The sequence below is a fragment of the Dyadobacter sp. BHUBP1 genome, from assembly GCF_050587785.1.
GTDB lineage: Bacteria > Bacteroidota > Bacteroidia > Cytophagales > Spirosomataceae > Dyadobacter.
Genome location: NZ_JBOBIH010000003.1, coordinates 1024015 through 1034144 on the forward strand (window position 1 = coordinate 1024015; position 10130 = coordinate 1034144).

The following is a 10130-nucleotide window of genomic DNA, read 5'->3' on the forward strand; positions in this document are numbered from 1 at the left end:
GGCGGATGGTGGCATGGTGGATGGAAACGCTAAGCCGGTTAGCGACGATGGCTTGCCGAATAATCTAAGTTTGTATGCTGGCGGGGATATGGTGCTTGACTTGGAAAAGCATATTAACGGCGATCAGTTTGCATCGGTTTTGGATTTTTTCAGGTGACCGAGGGAATTTACAGTCCGAAGAAATTGCTACGGGTGGGCGGTTTATTACTACGAATATGCCGGTTTATAATCATAATGCAGTGGCGCTGGCGGCTCGGGCGTTGTTGGGTAATTTTACCGGACGCTGGCGGGGGAAATTAGGATGACGTCATAGAACAGTGGCAATTTAATTGAGAGCTACCTATGTCTTTCCACACCAGATAAATTTTGAAGCTTCCTTAACTTTTCCATGTCTGCGGAAGACATATGTTTTTTGGATAGATATATGGCGTCTTTTCCATTGGTTGATCTAAAAAATAAATCTCCATTTGAACTTTCGAGAAGCCGTTGATCTCCTTTTGTAATCATCTCGCTTAACCACCTTAGAACCGTCCCAGGCTCATGATCACTGTGCAGGAGTACTTCCATGGGAGCTACCTGGCTTCCTGTATTTAGAATGTACTTTTCTTTGTCAATTGTAGTGACAATATGAAAGCTCCTTTTGCAATAGTCAAACTTATCGATCGTTATCCCCGCATTAAGGGTTGAGTCCTGAAATTTATAGTATGTGACCTTGTCGTCATACTCTAATGAATTTCTTCCACGAGTCAGATTTCGGGTTGCCCTAACGGCTCCCGAATAAGAAACCGCTAATTTTATGTCTTTCGCAGAATCACAAGGTATGTACTTTACGGCGACGGTGCGACGAGTGACACTATCCATTGGTTGAATTTTGCCTTTCGAATCAAACATTTTCTTAAATTCGATGACTTCAAACGTATGAGTATTGCTACCGGTGTTTTTTACGGCCAATGTCAAGGTGACGAAGATATTATCTGATATCCCAACCATTGGGACCGCGCGTTGACTTACGGTGAGGCGATTGGGCGAGAAGGAGAAGCTTGTTTTCGCCCTTTTATACTTCAATGCGATGGCCTCCTTAATTGATTCTGAATTTGCATATTGTAATTCAGCCTTTGCTTCAGATTTGGCAGCGACATTACTTTTTATGGACTTTCCTTTCTTGGTCACCGAATTTTTTGTAGTTCCCGACTTGCTAGTAGCCGTGTTTGTGGCGCCGTCACCGGTTGACTCCGACTGTTCGTCGCTTCCACCGAATGAGGAGTCGTCGCTCTCCGTAGAAGAGATTTCACGGCCAACATCTTTACCGATGCCTCCCGATAGCGCAGAGCTAAATTTAATATCATTGGTCCTTTCGAGTGTTCCCATATCAATAGCTTCGAATTCATTTTCCAGGCGGTCTATGGTTTGAATTATGACATCGTTTGTCATCAACCAGACTTTGGTGTTCAAGAACTCCAACTTTGTATTAGGATGAAGGAGTGCGGGATCATTGAAGAAACTTTGAATGGAAGAGATGTGCAAACGAAGCTTGGTTGTGCTTTGTTCGAGCTTTATTTTTCCATCTTCGTCCGTCTGCTTTTTTTCGCTGCTTTTTGAAAGTGGAGTGTTGATAGCCTTTAAAATGTCAGTAGGTTCATTCGATACAGACGCAATCGACCTTAGAAAGGTTATAGGTATGGAATCTCGTAGGTCAAAAAACGTCTTAGGCTTTTCTTGCTGCTTTTGTACGGGGTCAGGTAGCGGGGTAGGCGTAACGGTAACGTCAAGGATCGATTTCGAATTTTTAAGAACGACGTATTTGTAACGTCCCCTGTCATTGTTTGTCAACTTTGGTGCAGCGCAAGACGCTACTATGAAGCAGAGAAACCCGAGCAGCATGAAAACTAAGTTTCCAGGTTTTGCAGGGGAAATCATGGTATTGCTCTGATTTTGAACTTGCTAAAATCATTCACATTGACACAATCTAATCTATCGTGTTCGCAAAAATCTACCTGGACCGTGTAAGGAAGAGGTTGCCCATTACAGTTGAAAAATACTTCGCCGTTGATTGCATAATAGTAACAATCTTCCTCCGGTAATGTCTCAGGAGGATTCGATGTGTAACTTTCGTCGTAGGCGACCCAAATGTAATCGTCTTCTTTTGGCATCTGATCCCACAAATTTTCATCGAAGCTGACAAATCCTTTCACGTCTAGGCGATCCAGTTCGGTGCGAACCTTTTTTCGTGCATAACCTCGTGTATAGTTTGTATCCTTAATTCTTGCGAATAGCTGATTGTCCTTACTGACAATCAATCCAGTGAGATTCTTCCCTAACTCGTCGTTCAGAAGGCCGAATGTGATGACACTGCGCTGTTCATTGGCCCAACTAAAATTTATACTTGTTTTGCTCAACGGGGAGTTTTCGACGGCTGCAGTAAGTTGTTGTGTCTTTGTCATATCTACTGATTAGAGAGTGAAAACTAATTCATGATTCTAGTTTACAAACGGTAGGTTAAGCTGTTATACAAGTCATTATATAGAGCAGCTGCGCAAATGGAGGATGGTTCCAACCGTCCGAACACATTTCATTCCTACAACAGGTATAATTAATACTTTTACAAGAGCAATGATGCCTTTCTGAAAAAAGACTAAACCAATAATCTTGGTAACTGTAGCGATACTATTAAAAGGGTTTGAACAGGCTTTCTCATGAGAAAGTTGAAGGTTCAGATCGTTAAGATAATAAATCCTCAACATTTGTACTTACGGCTCCTATTAGGATTGTGCTAAATTTACTATTCGGTTAAGATGCTAGAATGCAAACATTTAGATCCGCATGGCTATTAAAAGCTTGCAATAGTTTCTTTCGTCTCCCGTTCGAAATAAGGGAGGGAGGTTTAAAGACTTGCTGTAATAGCTTACTGCCGCTTTGACGCGTGGGCGACTGCGCAATGACATGACGATAGTAGAGAAAATTGAAATCTTATCCCCAATTTGGATCTTCACTAACGAACTCTGATGGTCCACATGATAAGTCCTCTTTTGCTAAAATTTTGTTACTAAATTTTCGGCTGTTTCCGGGGAGATGTCCGGGGCGAGCTCGATTATCAAGTCCCTCGAAATCCTATACAGTGACAATTCTCTTTCACGAAGTTTTTTGATAAAAGAACGGTCCTGCTTTAGAATCGGATCGACAAGCTCGAAGGCTTCTTGATAGCGCTGCGATGGTTTAGGGAAGTAACTATATTCCTTTGCACATTCCAATGCAAAATGAACGGCTAATCCCTCCTCCAGGTAATTAGCATGTGCTCCGCCAGAAGGGAATAAACAATGTATTGTCTCATGGGCAAGCTGGTAGACTGATTTGCCCAAATGCCCCAGGCAACTGCTTGTTATTCGGATGGCTATATGCTTGCAGTTACCAGGGTACCAAACTTGCGGCGCTTCTCCGAATTCGTCAGACATAATTTCAACACCTAAAATGGTGTATGACTTGTCGCGCTCTCCATACAAAGTTTCCGCTTTTGTGATCAGATGGCCTAACAATGATGTGTATGAAAACGAATAGCCTGTTGATGTTGGCACGACAAAGAATGATAGCATATGATTTAACGTATTAACTCATGGTAAAAATGATGCCGTTCTGGCTCGCTTGAGCTTTTGCCGGAACAAAAAGAATCTACCAAAGAAAATCAGGTGCTTTCGAGGTAAATTGTCGACAGCGTCTCTTTGCGCCTTTCGCCCAATGATTTGAGCATCAGATTAATGTAGTTGCAGTGATCGAGGTATTGTAATCTACTCGGAAGTTGCTCGACCACGTCTAACAAGTCTTGCCACGACTTGGTGTCTTCGTCGATATTGACAAGGTCATTTCCGTTCCACTGATACCCACGCCTGACTAGTGGGAGATATTTAAAATCATCGATGTTGAAATTCCAGGATAGGAACTGTTTTACTAACTCTAACTTCAATTTGGGGTAGCGGGCTAGGCAAATATGGAAAACCATCGCCACAAGCTTCAAATCGGCCTCCTTATCTCCTGCTAGCCTGGTCAATAAATTTTGGTCTATTGAACTTTGAGAATTGCCTTGTGGAAAGAGACAGTAAATTTCCTCGTCTAGGCTATTATAGTCATCCTCGTCGACAAGAATTCGCATCATTTTCTCCATTTCCCTGTCAAACAATGGAATCTTCCATAGGCCATCATAGTTTCTTCTGTAATCCCAAGTTTTGATTAGGCGCTGATTTTCATCACGTAGTAGCATTAGTTGTAAAAAGAAACTTGTATCGCGCAGGAAAATCTTTTCAAATAGTTGCAGATTGAAATCGAAGTCGTTATCAATCTTTTGCTCGTTAATGTACAAAGCTTCGATATCTTCAATTGAAATGTCATGTAAATCCATGCATTCCATAATGAAATACTTTCCCAGGGATATTCTGGGCTTTATGATTGTATCCCTATTAACAGCAAGTTGAGTAATGTCAGTGTATACATTTATTTTAGGGCGCACTGGAAAAAACTTATCCAGCCAGTCCCATTGTCTTATTTCAATACCACTCGTCGACTCATCAATAATCAATAGTAGTTCTTTGTATATCTTAAGAATAGTCTCTTTCTCCAAACCATCAAAAGGAGATACTATTAGGAAATTGATTCTATCCGATGTCTGAAGGAGCTTGGTGAGCCCAAATAAATCCATTGAAAAAACTGGTTTTCTCTGTAAATGGAAATAGAATACTGTGCTGTAATCTACCTGGATAGACGGAAAGTTTGTTGCTAGATCTATCAACACATTGGTAAATAACTGCTCGTCAATACCCGCTGCGCTAAGAAACAATGATAAATACCGGCGATAATACCAATGTATGTTATATCGACTGCATATTTCTTCATATAAAAGAATATTTCTAAAAACATCACTATAATCCGCCCGCGTGTAGTTCTTTGTGAATTTTCTGACCTTTCGTAAAAATGTCTGATGGTCTGATTTTTCCCATTTGGGCCGAGAGCGATAGGGATGAATGCCACCCAATAATAAGAAAACCGTGAAAGCATTGTTGGATATCCTATGTCGAGGCAGGAGTTGCCTTAACCGCGAATGTTGAGTTAATAAATTATTGTATATTATGCAATCCTCTAAGCTATTCAAATCGAAAAGATTTTCTGCTAAATTAATTATATATGGATTGTCGAAAAGATGAATTTTATTCGCCTTCTTGTGTAGGCGAAAATCTAATTTTAAAAAACTGGATAGTATTTCATGCTTCATTCTTGCTATGTTGGAATTTAAAAAAGTCCAACATAGTTTTCTGATTTCAGTAACTTTGTCGTCCAGTAAAAGCGTGAAAATGACTCGGTTAACCTGTTTGCCGTCAAAGCTCGTATCTTCGACTCTAATCGCCAAGTATGCAGGAATTAATTGTATTGCTAGTTGATGCCGGAGAGAATAGCTCTCTCCGGTACCCTCCTGCGTAAGAAAATTGAGCGCCAGTGCCGGCGTTCGATACCCATATCGAACCGAATCCCAATTAATTTTGAATACATTTTCGAAACAATATTTGACTACGTCATGCTTTTGGGGCACTTTTACTACGTAGCTTATCAAAATCTCAAGACTATCTAGGAGGCGCCTATCGTCGAGATTGGCATACCTAGAAAGAATATTAACAATTTTGTCATTCTCAAATTCGGAAGATACGTTATTTTCGACACGACTTTGGTGATTTTTTCTATGTATAGATTTATCATTTTTCGTAATCGAACTTACGTGTTTGTAAAGGAAACTTAATGTATCATCTGGGATCAGGTACCAAAAAGTATCTAAATATTGAAGCTGATCTTTGAAATCCCTATTTGATAATTTCCTCCATTTTTTTTGAACAGTATCCGAGCATCTATTGAGAATGTTTGAATAACTATATATATCCATAACGGGCAACAGCACATTCTTGATTCTTTGCGAATAGTTGCTATATAGATCAATAAACTGGCTCAAATCAATTGCTTTAATGTCGAACACGGATTTGTAAAACAGATAGGTTCCCAAAATTTGTTCAGATACTTTTACAATACTGTCATCATATATATCTAGAATTTCAAGACGATAAAGAAGTTTGATTTTTTCTTCAAATCGTTCAATATCGAGAAACATTTCGGGGAATGATGTGGCCATGTCGTTATAGTATTCCATTTTTATATATCCAAAAAAATGAATTACCGCAATTATCTTTAAAGTTTCCTTGTCTTTCAGCAGATCAGTATTATGAAAAACGCTACCAAAATAATTATCATAAATTGATTCAGCGTTATCTAAGGAACTTAACTTGTTTGTTTTCAGGCCGACTCTTGCGGCCATAATTGCTAATCTAGGATTGCCATTGCTTAACTTAAGTATTCTCTCGATTGCGTGACTATTGAGATTAAAATCAGGTGATTTAAGAATTGCAGTTATCCCCTCTGGCGATAAGGGATTTATCTCAAAAATTTCAAAGTCAGAACCGAGCTTAGATTGAAGTGAATCTAGTGCGGCCTTTCTAACTGTTGCGACGATCTTAATTTGCCCACGGCTTCTTCTTTGTGCAAAGTTTCGAATATATGAAAAGTTGGTTTCAATCAAATTTGCGTCATCGACGAATATAACATAGTTTATGTCAGTGCTTAACAACTGATGTAAATCTTCCCAGATTGGAGCATTTACATCACTTACGCATAAAAGTTCACAATTCTCATAGGATTTTACAAGTCTTTGACACAGCTCCAAAGCTAGCTTAGTTTTGCCGACTCCTGGATTGCCTGATATTAACAGCAAATCGCTTTTGGTGAATAGGCTGACTCCCAAATCGATCTCTTCTGTCCTACCTAAAAATGAATTGTCTAACGGAGTTGAAAACGAGCTACGCTGATAATATTCGACGAATTCGGCTGCGGAAACGAGTTGTCCACTAGCGATTGGTATTCCCAAAATTCTTAAGAGTCGTGGTCTATTCATTGATTGAGTCGCGAGCTCCGTTATACCGTAGAGTTCTAGCCTACAATTGGTGCCATAAGTATTTATGAATGACTTTAGAGCCAAATTTTCCGAGGGAGCGAGATCAGAATTGAAACAAAGTATTACCCTCGAAACTTCATTCACTTTAACTTGAGTTTTTCGCTCATTAAGGCAATCTTCAATACTTTTCTTGAGCTTTTCAAGAAGTGGCGTTGACTGTCTTCCACGATCCAGCGTCGTATACTCACATAGACATAGTTTGTCGTCTATATCGTAAAAATACGAGTCGGGTATCCCTTTTCGCGATTTATCCTTTCCCTTAACTTTTCCCGGAGATGAAAACTCTCGTGTGCTCTCCTTACAGATTATGAGCTCGTCGCAGAATTCGTGAAACTTTACATCGTTTATTCGTAGGAGGGCTTGTTCAATCTTTGATCTCATTATTGTCGATCTTACTAGTTTCTATCGTAGATAAATTTATGGACATGCTAGTAAGTTTGCAAGTTCAATCAGACCGATGGAGGATTGATTTTGACGACCGAACTGATAACCATCGTTCCAATTCCGCTTTACTCATGAAACCGTAGAAAAAGGCCAAGCTTACCTGTGTGCTTCCTGCTTTGGAAGCTTTGCCCTTTCCGAGTAAACCCGCGATTTTCCAGAATGTTAATCATTCTGTTGGTGTCGTCCAGTTCTGTGGTGGCCATGAGATTCTCTTCATTCACATGGGTTAAAAGCCTTCTAACAATGTCTGATCCATAACCCTTCCGTCGATATTCCTCTAATGTGTAGCAATATCCTAGCTCATAGTCAAAATTTTTTGCATATTCAGGTAAATTGGCTTTTTTCTCACCAAAAACTGAATCGGTTTTAGGCTTTATCGCGCCAATCGAAACAATTTCAGTACCAACCTTGCAAAGTGCGAGATAGCGACATCGCTTAACTTTCTCCATTGTCGGACGAACGATTTTACCTTGCAAAACTAGTAAATCAAGGAAAGTTTGTAGTTCCCCCTCCTGAAACCCGGATGGACTGTCGATATCGTATTGCTGATTATAAAAGAAGTCTATTGCCTTGTAGGTCAGAATATTTTGAAAATTTGACATTACATCGTTCTCAAACAAATGCTGCCTAATAACCGTTTCAACGTCCTTTTTTGGTAATTTTACGTCGGTTACAATGCGTTTCAGATAGTCAGCAAAGTCAATTTCCCTACTGCCATGGGCAAATTCGAAATCTGACTTTCCAAAGCAGTAGGGCAGTTGCTCCTTGAATAGATCAAGGTTGTGAAGTTGCATGTTTGATAGCTTTTCCAACGGCAAGAGTGTTATTAGTAAATGATTTTTCGTGCGGCTTCCCTGTGAAAACCCTTTTATGGCGATCCTCAACTTAAACATTTGTTCTTGGGCGAATTGCATGCTCAGAGACGATTGCTTGTTGTCATTCACCCCCTCGATCGCATTGTCAAAAATTTGTCTTCCTTTGAGAGGCTATTGGCAATTGCCATAAAATCCTACCAGAACCAATATTGCTTGTAATAGATCGGAAGAAATTTAGTTTCGTTAGCGTGTAGAGCAAGTTTAAGTATCGCAAAATTTACCGTAACAGACCGGAAAAGTCTAGTCTGTCACGGTAAGTATCAGTTTATCTTTATATAGTAGTACACTGTAACATTTTTAGGCCTCGTTTCTGTGCCGCCCTCGGGAGAGGTCAATGATAATAAATTGGAGTTTTTTGCTGGCCCGCCATTTATTTTCGCCGCCCACTGACCACCGGCGGGCTTAGTTCCATACACATCCCACAGTTGATTACCGGCCCCATTAAGAAAATTGGCACCGTAACCATGTTGGTGGGTTTGGTACGAATCAGATTGAAATTCACCTGCGACTTTGGGCTCTGGGTTTTTCCGTTCATTTACCACAGGTGTTGTCGTCGGGAATGTTACATTGTAGTCGTTGATACCTCGCAGAAACATACCTCTTAAATCTGGTATTGGACCACCGGAATAATTACTGTACTTGCTGACTGAGAGTGTTCTTCCATCACAAGGGACCCATGGTACCTCCTTCATGTCATTTCTATTTATCTTATCAAATCCATTTGCCTGCATAAATTTATCGTAGTCTAACACGGACGCAACAATAGTGCCGATCGGAACGACGCTTGTACTAACAGTGGTGGTCGGTTGAAGGTTAACTGGTTTAATGGGCGATAAATTTTCTTTGACGTCAATTGTAAGAGATGCAGCTTTTTTTGGATCTACTCGTTTAAAGTATTGGGACACAGAAGTGCCGCGAGGTATTGAGACACCATCTGTTAGCGACAAAGCTCCAATAGGAGCTAAATTGACATATTTAGCATTGCCCTTCAATGTGATTGTTTCAAAAGTGCCACTACTCTTGTACCTAACTTGGATCAGAAATTCATCACTTGTGTCTCCGATCACATTTAGATAGACATTATTGCCGGAAGTCTCCGCGCAAAGATCTAGGCATGCTAAATATCCCTTTAACTGATTGTCACTCATATACTCGGTAAAAAATTCATTTATATCCGAGTCGAGCAAATATTGATTTTTGCTAAACAATTGCCTTAATCGGTAGTATTTTTGGTTCTCCTTCGATTTCGATTTGGTGTAATCCCCTGAACCTCCGACTGGCACGGCCTTGACTACGGCTTGAAAGGCGCCGGAAAACTTTGTGCCAGACTGATTTTTCATACTTTGTTGGCTTGTTGAGTCTTTCATAAGATATTCAGAAAGCCATGACTTGAATTCGCTGTATTCACTGGATTGAACAACGGTCTTCAAATCATTGTCTAATGCTGGTTGGCAGTCACATTCCGAAGTCTGGGATACGGCAATGGCAACTTGCATCGAGAGTAATGCAGAAAGTAAGAGCTTTTTCATACGGATAAATAGAGGAGAAATTAGTTGAGGATTAAAATTAGATTAAGATAGAGAAGCAAAAGAAAGCCAACAAAAAACTTCGGCCGTCATTGCATAGAACTTATTTAACGGCTAATATTTCTTGTGAGCCTAGTAACAGTAATAGAGTTTCTTTGGGATAAATCAGAAAATTGCTCGTGAGCTCTTTGGAGATTTGAAAACATCTCCTGTTACTAACTGCGCCATAGGTTGCGGGAATTATCGATCAGC

At 40.1% G+C, this 10130-nt stretch carries 6 protein-coding genes; all 6 read right to left on the minus strand.

Annotated elements, in window-relative coordinates; genetic code table 11:
• Positions 1-336 precede the first annotated feature (336 nt).
• On the minus strand, positions 337-1917 hold the full coding sequence (locus ACQ4MZ_RS16610) for a hypothetical protein (protein ID WP_430846385.1): 1581 nt from the start codon (positions 1915-1917) through the stop codon (positions 337-339).
• Positions 1914-2441, minus strand: coding sequence for a hypothetical protein (locus tag ACQ4MZ_RS16615; RefSeq protein WP_430846386.1), 528 nt, complete (start codon positions 2439-2441; stop codon positions 1914-1916). Before ACQ4MZ_RS16615 ends, ACQ4MZ_RS16610 begins: the two co-directional genes overlap by 4 nt.
• Positions 2442-3029: 588 nt before the next feature.
• Positions 3030-3587: a hypothetical protein gene (locus ACQ4MZ_RS16620; RefSeq protein WP_430846387.1), complete on the minus strand. Its 558-nt coding sequence runs from the start codon at positions 3585-3587 to the stop codon at positions 3030-3032.
• A gap of 89 nt (positions 3588-3676) precedes the next feature.
• Positions 3677-6973, minus strand: a complete 3297-nt coding sequence (locus ACQ4MZ_RS16625; protein WP_430846388.1) for a hypothetical protein — start codon at positions 6971-6973, stop codon at positions 3677-3679.
• Positions 6974-7542: 569 nt separating this feature from the next.
• A complete protein-coding gene (locus tag ACQ4MZ_RS16630; protein WP_430846390.1) occupies positions 7543-8391 on the minus strand; it encodes a GNAT family N-acetyltransferase in 849 nt (282 codons plus the stop codon).
• Between the two features lie 221 nt (positions 8392-8612).
• Entirely contained in the window at positions 8613-9881 is a 1269-nt protein-coding gene (locus tag ACQ4MZ_RS16635; protein WP_430846392.1) for a hypothetical protein, read from the minus strand.
• Between the last annotated feature and the right edge of the window lie 249 nt (positions 9882-10130).